The sequence below is a fragment of the Kitasatospora sp. NPDC101801 genome, assembly GCF_044766665.1.
In the GTDB taxonomy this organism is placed as follows: domain Bacteria; phylum Actinomycetota; class Actinomycetes; order Streptomycetales; family Streptomycetaceae; genus Kitasatospora.
Genome location: NZ_JBIWML010000009.1, coordinates 1 through 17,568, shown reverse-complemented (window position 1 = coordinate 17,568; position 17,568 = coordinate 1). Strand labels below are relative to the sequence as shown.

General features: G+C 72.2%; 17 protein-coding genes. 8 read left to right on the top strand and 9 right to left on the bottom strand.

The genetic code is table 11. The annotated features are described in order from the left end of the window. Positions 1–55 precede the first annotated feature (55 nt). Entirely contained in the window at positions 56–1,282 is a 1,227-nt protein-coding gene (locus ACIRPK_RS13790) for a hypothetical protein (RefSeq protein WP_403037461.1), read from the top strand. 44 nt (positions 1,283–1,326) lie between these two features. On the opposite strand, the gene ACIRPK_RS13785 is transcribed toward ACIRPK_RS13790, so the two are convergent. The 3 genes from ACIRPK_RS13785 to ACIRPK_RS13775 all read right to left on the bottom strand — a co-directional run bounded on the left by ACIRPK_RS13785 (position 1,327) and on the right by ACIRPK_RS13775 (position 5,132). Beyond that, positions 1,327–2,394, bottom strand: a complete 1,068-nt coding sequence (locus ACIRPK_RS13785) for a family 2 encapsulin nanocompartment cargo protein terpene cyclase (RefSeq protein ID WP_403037842.1) — start codon at positions 2,392–2,394, stop codon at positions 1,327–1,329. Between the two features lie 42 nt (positions 2,395–2,436). Next, positions 2,437–3,738 (bottom strand): hypothetical protein, encoded by a 1,302-nt coding sequence (locus ACIRPK_RS13780; RefSeq protein ID WP_403037458.1) that lies wholly within the window; start codon positions 3,736–3,738, stop codon positions 2,437–2,439. Positions 3,739–4,880: 1,142 nt separating this feature from the next. Beyond that, complete coding sequence (locus ACIRPK_RS13775) at positions 4,881–5,132, bottom strand: hypothetical protein (RefSeq protein ID WP_403037455.1); 252 nt, start codon at positions 5,130–5,132, stop codon at positions 4,881–4,883. A gap of 226 nt (positions 5,133–5,358) precedes the next feature. Here ACIRPK_RS13775 and ACIRPK_RS13770 point away from each other — a divergent pair, with 226 nt between their 5' ends. Next, positions 5,359–6,276, top strand: a complete 918-nt coding sequence (locus ACIRPK_RS13770) for a glutaminase (protein WP_403037454.1) — start codon at positions 5,359–5,361, stop codon at positions 6,274–6,276. Between the two features lie 116 nt (positions 6,277–6,392). Here the strand turns inward: ACIRPK_RS13770 and ACIRPK_RS13765 are convergent, their stop codons facing one another. Together ACIRPK_RS13765 and ACIRPK_RS13760 are read right to left on the bottom strand one after the other, a co-directional pair. Next, positions 6,393–6,692 (bottom strand): DUF4193 domain-containing protein, encoded by a 300-nt coding sequence (locus tag ACIRPK_RS13765; RefSeq protein ID WP_403037453.1) that lies wholly within the window; start codon positions 6,690–6,692, stop codon positions 6,393–6,395. A gap of 1,171 nt (positions 6,693–7,863) precedes the next feature. Beyond that, complete coding sequence (locus ACIRPK_RS13760) at positions 7,864–8,316, bottom strand: SgcJ/EcaC family oxidoreductase (protein WP_403037451.1); 453 nt, start codon at positions 8,314–8,316, stop codon at positions 7,864–7,866. A 95-nt stretch (positions 8,317–8,411) separates the two neighbouring features. Here ACIRPK_RS13760 and ACIRPK_RS13755 point away from each other — a divergent pair, with 95 nt between their 5' ends. Further along, positions 8,412–8,906: a MarR family winged helix-turn-helix transcriptional regulator gene (locus tag ACIRPK_RS13755; RefSeq protein ID WP_403037449.1), complete on the top strand. Its 495-nt coding sequence runs from the start codon at positions 8,412–8,414 to the stop codon at positions 8,904–8,906. Between the two features lie 7 nt (positions 8,907–8,913). Here the strand turns inward: ACIRPK_RS13755 and ACIRPK_RS13750 are convergent, their stop codons facing one another. After that, positions 8,914–10,191 carry a YncE family protein gene (locus ACIRPK_RS13750; RefSeq protein ID WP_403037446.1) on the bottom strand — a complete coding sequence of 426 codons (1,278 nt, stop codon included), beginning with the start codon at positions 10,189–10,191 and terminating at the stop codon, positions 8,914–8,916. Positions 10,192–10,332: 141 nt separating this feature from the next. Here ACIRPK_RS13750 and ACIRPK_RS13745 point away from each other — a divergent pair, with 141 nt between their 5' ends. After that, positions 10,333–10,983: a TetR/AcrR family transcriptional regulator gene (locus tag ACIRPK_RS13745; RefSeq protein ID WP_403037444.1), complete on the top strand. Its 651-nt coding sequence runs from the start codon at positions 10,333–10,335 to the stop codon at positions 10,981–10,983. A 159-nt stretch (positions 10,984–11,142) separates the two neighbouring features. On the opposite strand, the gene ACIRPK_RS13740 is transcribed toward ACIRPK_RS13745, so the two are convergent. Continuing rightward, positions 11,143–11,979: an undecaprenyl-diphosphate phosphatase gene (locus ACIRPK_RS13740; RefSeq protein WP_403037442.1), complete on the bottom strand. Its 837-nt coding sequence runs from the start codon at positions 11,977–11,979 to the stop codon at positions 11,143–11,145. Between the two features lie 215 nt (positions 11,980–12,194). On the opposite strand from ACIRPK_RS13740, the gene ACIRPK_RS13735 reads away from it, so the two are divergent. Further along, entirely contained in the window at positions 12,195–12,755 is a 561-nt protein-coding gene (locus ACIRPK_RS13735; RefSeq protein WP_403037440.1) for a carboxymuconolactone decarboxylase family protein, read from the top strand. A 427-nt stretch (positions 12,756–13,182) separates the two neighbouring features. Here ACIRPK_RS13735 and ACIRPK_RS13730 read toward each other — a convergent pair whose 3' ends face one another. Then, positions 13,183–14,544, bottom strand: a complete 1,362-nt coding sequence (locus ACIRPK_RS13730; protein WP_403037438.1) for a tannase/feruloyl esterase family alpha/beta hydrolase — start codon at positions 14,542–14,544, stop codon at positions 13,183–13,185. A 212-nt stretch (positions 14,545–14,756) separates the two neighbouring features. On the opposite strand from ACIRPK_RS13730, the gene ACIRPK_RS13725 reads away from it, so the two are divergent. Together ACIRPK_RS13725 and ACIRPK_RS13720 are read left to right on the top strand one after the other, a co-directional pair. Further along, on the top strand, positions 14,757–15,956 hold the full coding sequence (locus tag ACIRPK_RS13725; RefSeq protein ID WP_403037436.1) for a sensor histidine kinase: 1,200 nt from the start codon (positions 14,757–14,759) through the stop codon (positions 15,954–15,956). Beyond that, positions 15,953–16,603: a response regulator gene (locus ACIRPK_RS13720; protein WP_403037434.1), complete on the top strand. Its 651-nt coding sequence runs from the start codon at positions 15,953–15,955 to the stop codon at positions 16,601–16,603. Before ACIRPK_RS13725 ends, ACIRPK_RS13720 begins: the two co-directional genes overlap by 4 nt. Before the next feature lie 94 nt (positions 16,604–16,697). On the opposite strand, the gene ACIRPK_RS13715 is transcribed toward ACIRPK_RS13720, so the two are convergent. Next, a complete protein-coding gene (locus ACIRPK_RS13715; protein ID WP_403037431.1) occupies positions 16,698–17,075 on the bottom strand; it encodes a DUF5958 family protein in 378 nt (125 codons plus the stop codon). 141 nt (positions 17,076–17,216) lie between these two features. Between ACIRPK_RS13715 and ACIRPK_RS13710 the strand changes: the two genes are divergently transcribed. Beyond that, positions 17,217–17,489, top strand: coding sequence for a hypothetical protein (locus ACIRPK_RS13710; RefSeq protein WP_403037428.1), 273 nt, complete (start codon positions 17,217–17,219; stop codon positions 17,487–17,489). Positions 17,490–17,568 lie beyond the last annotated feature (79 nt).

The window sequence follows — 17,568 nt, the reverse complement described above, 5'->3', positions numbered from 1 at the left end:
GGTCAATGCCGAAGGTGTCCGCTGTGCACTGACCATTCACTACGACCGGACGGCCGTGGCCCACTGGCTGGCCGGCACCCGACCTCGCGACCAGGTGTGCGCCCTGATCTGCCAGGTCCTCACCCGGGAACTCGGCCGCGGCATCGGGCTCCAGGAGGCCGGGCTCGCCCCCCGGGCCGGCCAGTCCGACCCGTCCGCCGACCAGCCGGTCCTCCCGGCCCCGCACGACCGGCTGCGCGAGCTCACCGAGGACACCCCGATCGGGCTGAAGACACTGCGCCGGCTGCCGTACCTGCTCGATCCCGACCTGCCGGAGGTCGCCGGGCGCCCCCGCCCGGAAGCCGCCCGCGGACGGATCGGAACGGCGCACATCCAGGCCGCCGAGCTGATGGTGGCCCTGTTCGCCGACGCCGACGAGGTGTTCGGCGGAGCCCACCTGCGCCCTGCCCTGACGGCTTATCTCTCCACCGACATCGCGTCCCACCTGGCCGCACCGGCCTCACCCTCGGTCAGCCGGAAATTCCGTCAGGCCAGCGTCGATCTCGCCTATCTCGCCGGCTTCACCGCCTTCGACGCCGGCCTCCACGGCGCTGCCCAGGCGTATTTCCGCATCGCCGCCCAGCTCGCCTCCGAGGTGAGCGACCGACCCCGCTACGCCATGACACTGCGCCAGATGAGCGTGCAGGCCCACCACTTGGGAAACACCCAGCAGTCGCTCCAGTTCGCCCAGGCCGCGGCCCGGGAGACCGGCGGCCTGTCACCACGGTCGGCGGCCTTCGTCACCGGGCAGGAGGCGCTCGCCCTGGCGGCCACCGGCGACCGGCAGCTGGCCCTGATCCGGCTCGGCCAGGCCGAGCGGCTGTTGGAGCAGGGCGAGGGGAGCGGCGCGCCACTGGGTGGCTACCACCGGGCCGCGTTCGCCCACCAGCAGGCCGAGGTGCTCGCGGCGGCGGGAGACATCCGCGGGGCCTGCCGGGCGCTGACCGCCTCGCTGCGCCATCGTCCCCGGCAGGAGCGCCGGGCCCGGATGCTCACCACCGCCCGCCTGGCCGGGCTCCAGCTCGGCCAGGGGCACCTCGAACTCGCCTGCTCCACCTGGGACAGGTTCCTCGACGACTACCCCCAGGTCATGTCGGCGCGCGGCGACACGGCCCTGCGCGAGCTGCGCACCGGGCTGCGCACCTACCAGCGGGAGCCGGCCGCCCGCCGGGTGCTGCTGCGTGCCGGACAGCTCCCCGCACCCCGGGCCGGGACGCCGTCCACGGCGCCCAGGCGGGGCTGACGGGGGGCTCCTCGGGCAGTGGCCCACGATCTCCTGCCGCCCTGTCAGGTCCAGTAGTCGGGGAGCGTGTAGCGGTCGGTGTTGGTCTGGTGCCAGCGGTGGTTGCCGGTCACCCAGGCCGCCAGGCCGTCCAGGAACCGGTCCAGCTGCGGGTGTCGGCCGCGCAGCCGGCTCGCGTCGTCCTCGAAGGCGTGCATCACGTCGTTGTGCACCTCGACGGCCCGCAGGTAGGCGCTCCTGGCGTCGCCCGTCTCGGGCAGCAGCACCAGCGGCAGGTTCAGGTGCGGGTGCTGCATCCGGAGTTCTTTGGTGTAGGAGTAGAGGTCGTTGACCAGGGTGGTGGCGTTGGACGCCAGTGCCACCGCCCGTTGGACGTCGGGGCGGGCGTACACCTCGGCGGGCAGTTCGTAGCCGGCCACCGAGTCGGTGATCGTCAGACAGGGCCGGAAGTTGTTGAACTGGCGCATCGTCAGGTACTCCCACACGGCAGGGACCCGGCCGTCGAGCTTCCAGGTCGCCTCGGCCAGGTAGCCCAGGTGCAGGCGGGCCATGTCGTGCCGGAACCGGTCCGCCTGCGCGGGGGTGGCGATGGCCGCGAAGTCGCGCATCGCGGTGCGGTAGCTGCGCAGTGCCTCGTCCGCCTGCACGCCCTTCTCCCAGTCGAGGTCGTACCCGCTGGTCAGGTGGGCGGGGTCGAGGGCGCTCTGGGCGATGACCAGCCGGGCGCCGAGCCCTTCGGGCGAGCCCCCGAAGTCCTCGACGTAGCAGTCGTCGATCACGTTCTCGGCGGCGAGCAGCTCGGCTGCGGCCATCAGGTGGTCGATGGTGGCGAAGTCGGGGTACTGGAGCACGACCGCCCGCCCGACGCCGAAGCCGACGAGCCCGTCCCGCCACTGCGGCGGGCAGACGTCCTCACGGGCGACCCACTCCGCGATCCGCGCGTCCACCTCCGCCACGGTCGCGGCATCGGGCTCGGGGACGGCCGGGCAGTACAGGCCGGGGATCGGGTCTCCTGGACGTGGCGGTGCCACGGCGGCTCCTTCGGTCGAGTGGGCGCCGGGCGCGGGCGCCTCCGTCCTGTCGGAGGCGCCCGCCTGGACCGGCGCACCCAGCTAACGTGCCGGGTGCCACTGCGTGACAGGGGCCGAGGAGGGCTACCTGTTGAAACGTGCCGGGGCGTTGAAATCGCCCGATGCCTCCGGCACCAGGGCGAACGGCTCACGGGCGGGCGCCTCCGCCCGGTCCGGTTCGGCCCACGGCCGGGTGGTCACCTCGTGCAGGTCCGTGGTGCTCGGCCCGAGCCCTTCCAGTACGGACAGCAGAGCCGCCGCCGTGCCCGGGAGCGTCCCCGAGCTCGGGGCCAGTCCGAGCACCGCCACCCCCTCGAGCCAGTGCGGTTCGATGTCCGACGCCGCCTCCACGTGCCGGACCACCGCCCGGCCCGCCCGGGCCGCCGCGAGGGTGCGGGCCACGTCCGGATCGCCCGACGGCCCGACGGCCAACAGGAGGTCGCAGCGCTCGGCCAGCGAGCGCAGCGCCGCCCTGCGGTCGCTGACGGCGTGGCAGTAGGTGGCGGGGTCCTGGGGAATGATGTGGCCGAACCTGGCCCGGACCCGCTCCGCGAGGCGCTCCGCCTCCTCCAGCGGCAGGCCGGGCTGGATCACCACGCCGACCTTGCCCGGGTCCGCCACCGGCACCGCGTCCGCCTGGGCCGCACCTTCGACCAGTGCGGTGACCTGCGGCGCCTGCCCGAGCATCGGGCCCGCCGCCGGCCCCTTCGCGCGCCCGACGACCAGGACGGTCTCCCCCTGCCCGGCCATCCGCCGGACTTCCCGATGCGCGGCGCCCACCAGGGGGCAGGTCGCGTCGACCACCTCCAACCCCCGCCCCACCGCCTCCGCCCTGGCCGCCGTCGCCACCCCGGCCGCGGCTATCACCACCGTCGCGCCGTCGGGGACGGCCGCCAGGTCCCGGACCACCTGCACCTCGGGACGTCCCGCGCCGTGCAGCCGCCCCCACGCGGGAGTGCCGAGCACGAACAGCCTCGACCGCCCGCCCGCCGCCAACCGGCGGATCGTCTCGGCCTCCGCCCGCTCGCCAGGACAGAGCGGGTCCGCACCGGCCACCATCATCCGACGGGTGCGCAGCACCGTCGCCCACTCCTCGACCGCCGCTCTGGCCGCCTCCTCCCCCGCGCCGGCGCCGGCGGCGGCCAGCCCGAGCACCCGGCCGTCGCGCAGCTGGAAGGAGAGTGCCGACATCACGGTCCCGCCCACCCGTTCGCGGTCACCTTCGCCCAATCGGTGCTCTTCGAACGACAGGAAGCGGACCTCGAAGCCCCGCCTCGACAGGACCCCGCCCACCAGCTCGGCCGCCGGGCACTCGACCGGTCCCCGCTGCGGGTGGCGGAAGGCCGTGGCCACCAGCACCTGCGCCGGGGCCGTCGGGTAACTCACCCTCCACTGATCGAACCTGCAGGTTCTCTTCACGTCACAACCCTTCCGATACGGCGGCACGGCCTGGAGTGATCACCTCGCTCACATCGTCAAACGCACACGAACAGACAGCAACACCTGGCACCCAGGCAGGGAGTCGGCCTCAGGCGCCCTCCCGCCGGCGAGTTCAACACCTCGGTGAGGTCCGGAGAGTGACGCTCCGTCACTACAGGGCAGAGAATCTAGCCCCACTCGTCGGCGCCGGTGCCCCTCATGACGCGACTTCACCTCACCTCACATCAGCCACTACGGCGAACTGCCCGGCGAAAGTCACCTCCTGCCCCGCCGGAGCGGCCCGCCCCGACGTCGCCCCGGGCCGGGCCCGGGTCGGCCACCACAGCCGGAAGCCACCCGTCCGCACCGGTCACCTGCAGAGACTGCGGCGGCCTCCACGCCCGGTACGCCCCCCGACCCCCTGGCCGTCGAACCCGGCCGCGACGTGGTGTCCAGCCGCCGTTCAACACCGGGCGTCTTTCAACAGTCCGGAGCCTGACCGGCCTTGCGGACCACACCCGAGGGCATGGCACGTACACACACCATCAAGGCGCCACCCGCTCCGACCTGCACGCGAGGGGTCGACTGCCCTACCCGACCGGTGGCCGCCGACCGCCGGATAACTTTTGCATCTCCGTCCGCGCGAAGAGCCCCCACTCCGATCCGACGTTCGGCGGGTGTGCGCACCCCGCCGCCCAGCGGGGACATAACGGGCCAATCAGGGCAGGCCGACCTCTGACAGGGCGTCACTGTTGCAAGCCGGACAAGCTTCGACCACGGGCCGCCGAACGAGCCCGTCAGCCGCCGGCCGGTGGATGGCTGAGCATGGTGGAGCTGGCGCCGGACACGGCCCGGCGGGGCGCCGGCCCCGCCCGGACCTGCCCTGGCCCAGCACCGTCCCGGCCGGCGGAGACCACCACCGGCCGCCTCGGGGGTGCCGCCAGCGGTGCCACTGCCGGCCGGGACGAACCGACCACCTGCGGTGGCCGGGGCGAGCACTCCGAGGCCGGCGAAGGCGAGCCTGGGCACCGACGTGGTCGAGCCGCCAAAGCGCCCTCTGGTACCGGCCGTTGACGACGTCGAGCGCGCCGGATCGGCCACCCGCCGGGTCAGCCCAGGTGGTGGGTCGGCCAGTGGAACCCGCGCAGCAGCGCGACCGCGTGCAGCAAGTCCCGGGCCGGGGCGAGGTTCCGTCCGCCGACGCTCCGCACCTCCCAGGTGCCGCTGCCGTCCGGCAGCGCGTCGCCCAGCGGCACGGGACAGGTGATGTCGGTGATGTCGGTGACGGCCACCGCGCCGTGGGCGCAGGTGGTCCCGTAGGTGCGGCCCATGCACTTGACCACCGCGGGGGGCGAGGTCATCTCGTCCACGCCCGGAACCACCGGCGGACCCGTCGGGTGGGCGCAAGCAGCATCGTCATCCGGGTTGACCTGGTCCATCATCCGACTATCACTCTCAGTTGCATCGTGCACTCCCAGAGTAACCATAGCGTGCGCACGAAACCTCTGTCCCGGCCCTTCCGGCATCCGACAGTCCGCCCGATGCTGGAGACACGCAGTGACGGCTGCGTCACACTCCGGGGGGACCATGGACTACCGAGTGCTGTTCGAAGACATCACCCACGCGGTCCAACCGGCACTGACCGGCGGCCGCGTCGCGCAGTACATCCCGGCCCTGGCCTCGGTCGATCCGGGCCGGTTCGGCCTCGCGATCGCGGAGGCGAACCCCCGGCTGAGACCGCACGGGACCGGGGACTGGCTGGAGCCCTTCTCCATCCAGTCCCTGTCGAAGGTCTTCACCCTGGCTCTGGTCCTGGCCGCCGACGGCGACGCCCTGTGGAGCCGCGTGGGCAAGGAGCCCTCCGGCTCCCCCTTCAACTCGCTGGCCCAACTGGAACGCGAGCACGGGATCCCCCGCAATCCCTTCGTCAACGCCGGAGCCTTGGTCGTCACCGACCGGCTGCTGACCCTGACCGGCGACGCGCGCGGCGCGCTGCGCGCCTTCCTGCGCACCGAGAGCGGCAACCCCCGCGTCGACTTCGACACCGAGGTCGCCTTCTGCGAGAGCCGCCACGGACACCGCAACGCCGCCCTGGCCCACCTGCTCGCCGACCACGGCCGGCTCGACAACCCCGTCCCCGACGTCCTGGACCACTACTTCTGGCAGTGCTCCCTGGCCATGAACTGCCGCGACCTCGCCCGGGCCGCAGGCTTCCTGGCCCGCCACGGCCTGCGCGCCGACGCCACCCGCCTGCTCACCCGCAGCGAAGCCAAGCGGATCAACGCGGTCATGCTGATCGGCGGCACCTACGACGCCGCCGGCGAGTTCGCCCACCGCGTCGGACTCCCCGCCAAGAGCGGCGTGGGCGGCGGCATCATCGCCGTCATCCCCGGCCGCTGCACCATCTGCACCTGGGGCCCCGCCCTGGACCACCACGGCAACTCCACCGCCGGCATCACCGCCCTCGACGCCCTCACCACCCTCACCGGCTGGTCCATCTTCTGACCCACCCGGCCGCACCGGGCGGAGCCGACCGCGCTCTCCGTACGAAGTCCGGCGAGGCGGCAGCACCCCGGGCCCACCGCCCCGGGCCACCGCCCGGGGCCCGTGGGGCGGGTGGGTCAGTCGCAGTCGTTGCAGATGGGCTGGTTGTTCTTGAGGCGGGCGAGCCTGCTGCGGTGGTGGACGAGGAAGCAGCTGGTGCAGGTGAACTCGTCGTTCAGCATGGGCTGGACGGCGACGGTGAGTTCCTCGCCCGAGAGGTCGGCGCCGGGCAGCTCCGATCCGTCGGCGGCCTCCAGGGCGTCGACGGCGTCGATGGCGGAGGCCGCCTTGTCGCTGCGGTGGGCCTTCAGTTCCTCGATGCTGTCCGTCGAGCTGTCGTCGTCGGTCTTGCGCGGAGCGTCGTAATCGGTTGCCACAGATGGTCCTGTCGTTGTGATCGAGCCGGTCGCCGCCGAAGCCGACGACCGGCACCGGGCTGCGCCTCGTCCTGGTTGGGGTGCGGTACCCCTGACGTCATGTCCGCAGTGGTGTGCGGAGTGTAGTTGACCTCGCGGCCGTGGGGCCCACCGTGCGGCATGAGCTGCGAACTTCGACCGGATCCCGCGCCGCACCCAGGAAGCGGCGAGGACTTCCGCCACGGCTGGGATCCGCAAGGTCGAGACGGTCGAGCGGGCGGGGCACGGCGATGGCGGAGAGCAACGACGATCAGCAGCCGGCCCGACCGGGGCGCCTGCGCGGGCTCCCGCTCGGCCTGGTGATCGGGGCCGGCGCGCTGGCTCTGGCGGGCATGGGCGGTTTTGCACTCCGAGGTGGTCACACTCCGGCCGCCGCACCCGTCCGGGAGCCTGTCGGCCTCACCCCCACCACCGGCCCGTCCCCGAGCGTGAGCCCGACCCCGAGCTCCGCACCGAGCCCCTCGCCCAGTGCCTCGCCGGAGCTGGTCACGTCACCGACCCCTCCGCAGCCGGAGCGGACGACAACCCGCACACCTGCGCCTGCGGCGACCCCGAAGCCGTCTGCCACTCGCCGTGCGAACACCGACCCGGGGCCCCGGCCGACGATCAGCCACGTCCCGGCTCGCCCCACCACGTGCCCACCCGGTCAGGTCACCCCGCCCGGCAGCGGTACTTACTGCGTCACCGTGCAGATCGGCACACCGATCCCCCGGACGTCCCCGCCGGGAACCCCGGTCGGCTGAGGCCGTCTGCCGGCCCGTCCATCCGGCTGCTTCTCCTGGCCGCCGGTCGTGGCGGGCCGTCCAGTCCGTGCCGGGGGGCTCCCGCGAATTGACGGCCTATCGGGAATGCCTTCCGTTACCGTCCCGGTTTCCCTCGTCGATTCGTCTTGTCCTTACGCCGGTTGCAGCTGGTCGGCGAGCCTTGGGCTTCTGCGGGACGTCGTGCGGATGGCACGGAGTCCGCTGTCGCCGCGCCCGACCTGCTCGCCGTGACCGGCGTCAGCGGCTGGGCATCGCGAGTACCGCGCGGCGCGGTAGCACGCGGGCCGCCAGGGCGAAGAGGGAGTTGGCCGTGCCGGGGACGACGGTCGGACGGGTCTTGCGGTGCAGCGCGCCAAGGGTGGTGCGGGTCACCGGCGCTCGGCCACCGGGACCAGGCCCGGGGCGAGCCGGTAGGACACCGCCTCCGTCAGCGGCCTGCGCCTGGTGTTCTGGAAGGCCGCGATCCGCCACTCGCCGTCGGCCCCGAGCACGAGTGTGTACGTCTGGATCTTGCCGAGCTTCGCGGGCCGGCTGCCCTTGTAGGTGTCGCCGCGGCCGCTCACCACGGCCACGCCGGGGGCGGGGAAGCGGATCGCCAGGGTCTCGTCGGCCAGCCTGGTGCCCTTGGCGAAGCCTTCGAACAGGGCGCGGTGGCTGGCCACGATGTCGTGGCGCCCCTGGTAGAAGGTGCCGACGTACGTGACGTAGGTGGCGTCCTCGGTGAACAACTCGCCGTACGCCTCGGCGTCCTGGCGCCCCCAGGCGTCGACCAACCGGTTCAGCACGGCCTGGATGGCGATGGGCTCGCTGGTGGACTGCATGACGGACCACTCCCCTTTGGTTAGACTGAAGCAGATGCTGTCCACATGCAGTATCTGCATGCGTGCAGATATTAAAGTAGAGGGAGACCCGGGTCATGGCAACAGGCAACGGTGCGGGAGCGCACACGGTCTTCCGGCAGTACCTGGACGCGGTCGGGCTCCAGGGGCTCGCCAGCGCGGAGGCGGCCGGCCTGCACACCTCGGAGTGGTACGCCCTCAGCCTCATCACCCTGGAGGGGGGCCTGTCCTCCGGTGAGCTCTCCGCCCGCACCGGGCTGACCACCGGGGCGACCACCCGGTTGATCGACCGCCTCGAACGGGCAGGCTACGCCCGGCGCACCGCCGACCCGGCGGACCGGCGCCGCGTCATCGTGGAGCCCGTGCCGGACGCGTTGGACCGGGTCGAGGACGTGGTCGGCCCGGCCCGCCGGCACATCGCGGCGCTGATCGGCAGCTATCCGCCGGAGCAGCAGGCGGTGCTCTTCGACTACTTCGCCCGCGCCGCACCCGCATTCCGGGCGGCCACCGAGGAGATCCGCGGCAAGGCGGCGCCCCGGCGCGGCAAGTCCCGCGCCGGGGCCGAGGGCTGACGGTCGATCAGCCGGAGCTGGGCCCGGTCCAGGCGGCCGGCACGTGGCCGAGGCGGACCCGCTGGGGGTGGTCGCCGACCGCGACGGTCGCCGTCCGCAGACCGGTGGCGAAGTCGATCGCGGTGACCTGGTCGGCGCCGCTCTCGGAGATCACGCAGGACCGCCCGTCGCCGCTCACGGTCGCCCAGTACGGCTTCGCGGCGGGCACCAGCGGGCCTTCCTGCAGGGTGGCCCGGTCGACCACGGTCGCGTAGTCGTCCATGGTGCCCGCCACGCACAGCTTGTCACCGGCCGGGCTGACCGAGAGCCCGTGGTGCCGCGAGTCGTTGACCCAGGTGGTGCGGTCCTCGCTGGTGGCGGGGTTCTTCGGCAGCGTCTTCACCCGGGTGATCCGGTCGGCCGCGACGTCGTACTCCACCAGACCGTTGAAGAAGGAGACCTGGAAGTAGAGCGCCGACCCGTCGGGGGTGAAGACGGCGGGCCGGACGGCGTCGGAGAGATCGGGGCGGCCGAAGGCGTCCAGCCGTTCGCGCATGTCGATCACCTTGACCGGGGCGAGGGTGTCGGCGTCGACCACGGTGATCCGGCGGTCGCCCTTCGTCCAGTCCAGCCACGGGGCGTCCAGCGCGGTGTTGACCTCGCCGATCGACATGTTCCAGATCCGTCGGCCGCCCTCGGCGAAGAGGTTCTCGTGCGGCTTGTCGCCGGTGCGGAAGGAGCCGAGCTCGGCACCCGTCCGGATGTCCAGGACGTGCACGGTGTTCGAGGTGGAGGCGGAGACCGCGACCCGGGTGCCGTCGGGGGAGACCGCCATGTGGTCGGAGCGGTAACCCGACACGGGGAAGCGCCAGTTGATCCGGCCGCTGCCGAGGTCGATGGACACCACGTCGGCGAAGCTCGGACGCGAGACCACCACCGACGAGCCGTCCGGTGTGGAGTACATGTCGTCGACGAACTGGTCGTGGCCCTCGCCGGGGCCCAGCCGGATGCCGAGGAAGTAGGCGAGCTTCACCGGGTTGAGGTAGATCTCGGTGAGGCGCTGGTCCTTGTCCGGGACGACGTTCACCCGGCCGATCCTGGCCAGGTCACCGCCGGAGCGGATCACGTCGGCGGTGCCGTCCCAGTTGTTGCCGACGAACATCACCTCCCGCAGGAGCGACGCCGGGCCCTGCGGTCCGCCGGTGCCCGCAGCGGCGCCGGTGCCGGTGACCAGCAGGCCGAGCGCGGCGGTGAGGGCGCCGAGGGTTCGGACGTGCCGGGAACGCCTGGATCGGACGGGGGACATCGCGGCTCCTTCGCCGGTGCACACAGAAGTCTGAAAAGACGGATAGTCAGATTGGTGCTACTCGACGGTAGGGACCCCTCGGCGCCCCTGGCAAGACCCCGGTACGCGACAATCGGCGGGGGACGGCGGAGGGTTGGGGCAGTGGGACTGGCCACGGGTACGTACGGCGGCAGGTCGGCACAGGAGCGGCGGACCGAGCGGCGGGAGCGCTTCCTGGCCGCCGGGCTGCAACAGTTCGGCGACCGGCCCGGCTACCGGGCGGCGTCGGTGACGGGGCTGTGCGAGGCGGCCGGGCTGTCGACCCGTCAGTTCTACGAGGAGTTCCGCAACCTGGAGGACGTGCTCGCGCAGTTGCACCTGCTGGTCAACGACCGGACCGAGCGGGCCGTGCTCCGGGCGCTCGCCGACGCGGCCGGTCTCACCTTCGAGCAGCGGATCGGCGCCGTGCTGCGGGCCTACGTCACCGCGGCCACCGAGGACCGGCGCCGGCTGCGGATCGCGTTCGTCGAGATCATCGGCGTCAGCGAGGAGCTGGAGCGCCAGCGGCTGCTCCGGCGCTCGCGCTGGGTGCAGCTGATCGTGGCCGAGGCGGAGGCGGCCGTCGCCCGGGGCGAGGCCGCGCCCCGGAACTTCGGGATCGCCGCGACGGCGTTCATCGGCGCGGTCAACGGGCTGCTGCACGACTGGACGGCCGGTCAGTTCGAGGCCACCCTCGACCAGGTGATCGAGGAGCTGGTCACCCTGCTGCTCGGCACCGTCCGCCCGCCGGGTCCGCCGGACAGCGCCCGGTAGTGCTCCGGCCCGCCTGCCCGCACCGGGACAGCCCGTGGCCGTCCGCCTGACAGCGGGTCAGGTGAGGGCGACCGCGGGGACCGCTACCACCACGCCCGCGTCGCCGTCCTGGTCACCGCCTTCACCCTGCCGACCACCGCCCTCGCCTGAACCCGCCGGTCAGGCGTTCAGCACGCCGGTCCCGAGCAGGCCGAAGAGGAGCAGGCCGATGACGATCCGGTAGATCACGAAGACGTTGAACGAGTGCTTGGCGACGTACTTCAGCAGCCAGGCGATCGAGGCGTACGCGACAACGAACGAGACTGCGGTGCCGACCACCAGCGGCAGGGTGCCGGTCCCGCTGCCCAGGGCGTCCTTCAGCTCGTACAGGCCGGCCCCGGTGAGGGCGGGGATGCCGAGGAAGAAGGAGAGCCGGGTGGCGGCCACCCGGTCGAGGTCGAGCATCAGACCGGCGGACATCGTCGCACCCGAGCGCGAGAAGCCGGGGAAGAGCAGCGCCAGGATCTGCGCCGAACCGACGATCATCGCGTCCTTGAACGAGGTGTCGTCCTCGCCGCGCTTGTGACGACCCATCTGGTCGGCCGCCCACATCACGCCGCTGCCGACGATCAGGGACCCGGCGACCACCCAGAGCGACGCCAGCGGGCCCTTGATCAGCGACTTGGCCCCGAGGCCGACCACGACGATCGGGATCGTGGCGTAGATGACCCACCAGGCGAACTTGTAGTCGTGGTGGTAGCGCTCCTCGCGGTTCACCAGGCCGCGCCCCCAGGCGGAGACGATCCGCACGATGTCCTTGAGGAAGTAGAGCAGCACGGCGGCGATCGCGCCGACCTGGATGACGGCGGTGAAACCGACCACGGAGGTGTCGTCCACCGGGATGCCCATCAGCCCCTCGGTGATCTTCAGGTGGCCGGTCGAGGAGACCGGCAGGAACTCGGTCACCCCCTCCACGATGCCCAGGACAACCGCCTGTCCGACAGTGATCGCGCTCACGTGCACCCTTCCCAAGGACATCGGGCAAACAGGCAGGAGACCGATATGCCGGCACTCCGCCCCTCACATGCGTCTACAGGAATGTAGACGTGCGCGGCGCCGCCGTCCAATCGCCCCGGGCGGCCGGGTTGCTCCGGAACGCACGCGCCCGTGGGTACCGTGAAAGCCCGGTCACCACGCACCCGTGACACCCCCTCAGCACCCGAGGACGCCCCATGCCCGCACCGACCCCACCCCGACCCGCCGGCCCCTCCCCCAGGATCGAACCGGTCCCGCCCGACACCTGGCAGGAGATCGCCCGGACGCTCCCGCTCACCGTCCCCGGCCCGGCGGACGCCCCGCTGAACGTCTTCACCGTGCTGGCGCGCCACCCCGAACTGTTCCGCACCTGGGTGGGATTCGCGGGCACCCTGCTGCTCACCGGTCTGCTCCCGGCCCGCGCACGCGAACTCGCGATCCTCCGCACCGCCCACCGGTCCGCCTGCGCGTACGAGTGGGCGCACCACGTCCCCCTCGCCCGCGCGGCCGGCCTCAGCGAGGAGGCCATCGCCTCCCTCGACTCCCCTGCCCTGGACGGCCACTGGGACGGCGAGGACCTGCTCGTCCTGCGCGCGACGGACGAGATCCACGACCTGGGCGAGCTGACCGACCGCACCTGGGACGCCCTGCGCCGCCTGTACGACGACCGGCAGCTCATCGAACTCGTCATCCTCGTCGGCCAGTACCGGATGCTCGCCGCCACCCTCCGCACCCTCCGGATCCCCCTGGAGGACTGACCCCCGGCGCGCAGCCTGCCCTCCAGGCCCCGTCAAGCCGGACCGACGACAAGCCTCGTGACACGGCCTCAGCCGCTCGGGCCGCTGGCCGCCGTCAAGTGTCTGCTCACCGGCGCACAGCTTTTCGCACGCTCGCCGCAGCTGGCGGTCAACGGCTGGTTCGCCAGGCACCGCGTCCGGGTGCAGGAGACCGCCGACCGGACCACCGCGCCACTGCACGGGCCACGATGGCCCCCGCACCGGCCTGTCGAAGTCGACCATCGGCCGGATCTGGAGAAGTCCGCACTCAAGCCCCCCCTGCAGACCCCCTTCAAACGGTCCACCGCCCCGCAGTTCGTCGCCCAGGTCGTCCGGGAACGCCGGGCCGGCAGTCGGCGGAACCCCACTGCCGACCCGGCGTCCGTTGCCGACCCGCTGGTACACCGGCCTACTGACCGGCCGAGCAGCTGTCCCCGACCGGCTCCGGCGAGGTGTGGCTCGGGGCCGGGACCACGCCGTTCCTGGTCCAGCTCACCAGGGCGTCGAAAGCCGTCACGAAGCAGGACTGCATCGGGCGGAGGCGGCTCGTGTCGGCCGCGACCAGGGCGTCGACGTGGGTACCGCCGGTGATCCGGTAGTACCGGTGCAGGTCGGCCCGGCCCGCGTCGGTGACCATGCGGTCGTAGACGTCGCCGCTCCTGGTGATCGGCAGCAGGGCGTCGAGGGTGCCCTGGATGGAGATCAGCGGCTTACCGATCCGGCCGTTCAACGAGACCCGACCGACCGCGTCGTGCACCTGCTGCGGGCGGGTGGCGTAGTCGTAGTCGGTGTCGCAGCCGGCGCCCGTGCCCTCCGGGCAGAACGGGGTGCCGGCCTCGGTCGCGCCGTCGTACTCCGGGTCCAGCTCCTCGCGGATCACCCGCTGCAGGGAGTCCCATTGGGTCTGGTAGTTGATGGGCCAGAGCTTCTCGGAGCCCGCCGGGTACCCGGCGGCGTACATCGCCTCCAGCGCGCCGGGCTCCTTCCGGTCCAGTCGGGGATAGGCCCGCAACGCGGGCGGAAGGTTGCTCAGCAGGTTGGGTTCCTCCTTGTTGATCATCAGCCCGTTCCAGTCCACGCCGCCCGAGTAGAGCTGCGGGAAGTGCTCGATCTGCCAGCGAACCAGGTACCCGGCCGCCGAGAGCCCGGCGGCGTAGGTGTGGCTGGGCGCCCGCCCGTAGTGCTTGGCCGCCGCCAGCTTGGCCGCGACCGTCAGTTGGGCCACCCTCAGGTGCCACTCCATGATCGCGTCGCCCGGCTTGTCGCCGTCCCGGTAGAGCTGGGGTCCGGTGTTGCCCTTGTCGGTGGCGGCGTAGGCGAAGCCCTTCGCCAGCACCTGGTCGCTGATGATCTGGTCGTTGGCGTACTGCCGCCGGATACCGGGCGGCCCGGCGACCACCAGGCCGCCGTTCCAGTGCTCGGGCAGCCGGATCACGAACTGACTGTCGTGGTTCCAGCCGTGGTTGGTGTTGGTGGTGGAGCTGTCCGGGAAGTAGCCGTCGAGCTGGACGCCCGGGACACCGGAGGGGTTGACCACGCCGAGTGTCGCCTGCAGGCCGCCGTAGTCCAGGGGGTTGGTGTGGCCACTGGCGACCGTACCGGCCGTGGTCAGGTCGGCCAGGCAGCTGGCCACCAGGCGCTCGGCGCCGGGCACCCAGGGCCGGTCGGACTGGCACCCACGGCCGGCGGCGTCCGCCTGGACGGCCGGTACCAGGGCCACCGTCAGCAGGGCCGGCACGAGGGCGACGAGACTGCGCCAACGTCGGGACATCGAGAACTCCTTGGAGTCGTGGTGCTGGGGATGCCCCTGACGCTAGGGGGCGGGCCCGGACGCCGAGGAGTGCCGAACGGCCAGAGCCCGGGCCGGAGGGCACATGACCTCCGGCCACCATGCACGGCCGGGCCGCCCACCTGGTCGCCGGGCCGCATAGGGTGCCGAACGGGCCACCACCGCGGCGGACCACCACAGTGAGGGGCACCCAGATGGCACCCGACACGACCGACCGGGCCGCCCGCCCCGTGCCGTGGATACCACCCGTGCTGTACGCGGCCGTCCTGGCCGGCGGGCTCTACCACGCCGCCGTCGCCGAAACGGCCTCCCAGCTGGGCCGGGTCGCGGGCTTCGTGGCCGGACTGGCCCTGCTCCTCGCACTGGAACTGGTCGAACGCCGTCGCCGACTCGCCCCGGCGGCGGCACTTCTGACGGTCCGCCTGCTCCTGTTCTCGGCCACGGCCGCGCTCGACGGCTCGGGCGTCTCCCGGGCCCTGTTCGTACTGGTGCCGTTCAGCGCGTACTTCACCTTGGGCCGCCGGGTCGCACTGCTCAGCGGCGCGGGCTGCGTCGCACTGCTGGTCACCGGGTACGGCCTCTGGGTGCCGCACTGGTGGCTTCGGTCGGCGTACGTCTCCGACCTGCTGATGTTCGCGCTGGCGCTGGCCCTCGCACTGTCGATGGCCGCCGTCGCAGTCGGCGAGCAGCAGGGCCGCACCCGGCTGGAGCGGGCCCTGACCGAGCTGGAGCGGTACGCGGCGCAGGTGGCCGAGCTGTCGACGGCCGAGGAGCGCAACCGGGTGGCCCGGGAGATCCACGACAGCCTGGGGCACCATCTCACTGCCGTGGCCGTCCAGTTGGAGAAAGCCGAGGTGTTCCGCGAGCTCGACCCGGCGGCCGCCGCCCGGGCGGTCTCGGACGCCCGCTGGTCGGCCGGGCGGGCGCTCACCGAGGTACGGGAGTCGGTCAGCGCGCTGCGCGAGGTCCGGCCGTTCTCGCTCTCCCGTGCTCTCACCGACCTGGTCCGCCATCTCGGGGACGACCGGCTGACCGTCTCGCTCGACCTCACCGGTGACGAACTCGCCTATGAATCAAGCAGGTTGACCGCGCTCTACCGAGCCGCGCAGGAGGCGCTCACCAACGCCAGACGGCACGGCCGGGCCACCCGGGTCCAGGTCACGGCGGAGTACGGCGAGCACTCCGCCCGGCTGGTGGTCACCGACAACGGAACGGGCTTCACCGTCGCGTCGCCCGCCCCGGGCTCGGGGTCGGGGCTGCGCGGCATGCGGGAGCGGGTGGAGGCGCTCGGCGGCCTGGTCGAGGTCCGTGACCGCCCCGCCGACGGGCCCACCGGCGTGGTGGTCACGGTCACCGTGCCGCGTGTGCACCGCGCGGCGGAGCTGGTCCGATGAGCATCGAGCCGCAGGTCCGGGTCCTCGTGGTGGACGACCAGGACCTGGTCCGCGAGGGGATCGCCTCACTGCTGGACATCCAACCGGGCATCAGCGTGGTCGGCACCGCCGCCGACGGCCACCAGGCCGTCGAGGCCGCGGTGGCCCACCGGCCGGACGTCGCTCTGGTGGACGTCCGAATGCCGGGCCTGGACGGTATCGGGACTGTCGAGGCGATCACCGCCCGGGTGCCCGGCTGCCGGCTGGTCATGCTCACCACCTTCGACGACCAGGAGTACGTCGCCCGGGCACTCCGAGCGGGCGCGGTCGGCTACCTGCTGAAGAACCTGCCCTCGGCAGAACTCGCCCGCGCGGTGGGCCTGGTGCACGCCGGGGTGGCTCAGTTCGACACCTCGGTGATCAGCCGGCTGGCCACTGCTCTGACCGCTCCGCCCTCACCACCCCCGGTGCAACAAATGCTGACCGCGCGCGAGTTGGAGGTGCTCCGGCTGATCGCCACCGGCGCCGCCAACCGCGAGATCGCCACCCGCCTCTACGTCAGTGAAGGCACCGTCAAGAACCACATCTCCCGCATCCTCGGCCGCCTGAACCTCCGCGACCGGACCCAGGCCGCCCTCTACGCCCGCGACCACGGTCTGCTCGAATAATGGACGGCACCTCCGGAGAACCCCTGATACCGGTGGTTTGTTAAACCCGCACGGAGGGATCGAGGGTTCGGCCGGTTTCGGCCCCTGCCGCCAGCTAATGCCAGGCATGGGTGCATCCATCGGCGCAGAACTGCTCCCGTCGGCGCTTGTCCGCCACCCCCAGTAACGCGACCAACAGCCGAAACGCCTTCCCGCGCTCGTCCTGCGGCAGGTTGACGATCTTTGTCAGCTGGCCGACCAACTGCCCACGCGTGATCAGCACCGCCGGGGTGTGCGTCGGCCGGATACCCGCGAGCCGTACGCTCTCGGGTCCGTCCTCCACCGTCGCCCGCGCCTGGATGCAGTGCCCGCCCAGATCCCGAAGAACCTCCAACTGGCGCTCGGAAGGCAGGGCTTCGAACCACTCGACACCCTGCCCGAGCGGGCGCAGACCCTGCGCCAGTTCGTTCAGCATGACCGTGCGCTCGTCCATCCGCCCGCCTCCACGATTCAGCCGGGGCCAGTGGCCCCCGAAGGCCATCGAACCAGATCGCGACGTGTGACTGTAGCGCCAGTACTCCAGCCGTAGATCGTGATCATGGATGCGGAGGCCGCTCGTCGGTAGCCTGGGTGTGTGGCTGAGACCTGGGACGAAGTGCAGCTGGTCGCGGACGGCTTCGAGCGCGTGTACGTCGAGTTGGAGTGGTACGACGGGCCGCGTGCCGGCCTCGCCGATGTCGAGGGTAGGCCCCACTACTTCCAGGGCAACGATGGGAATCACGCTGACGAGGCCGACGAGTACAGCGTCTGGCCCGCCGCCAACTCAGCGGTGGAACTGGAACGCGAACAGTGGGCGATCTTCGCCAGGTGGAATGAGCACCATGAGGCGGGCAGGGTCATTGCATGATCGCGATCTGTCCGGGTTGATCACGTGAGGCCGAGGGCTGCCAGGGGTCGGTGGTGGTCGCGGCCGGTGTGGCGGAGGG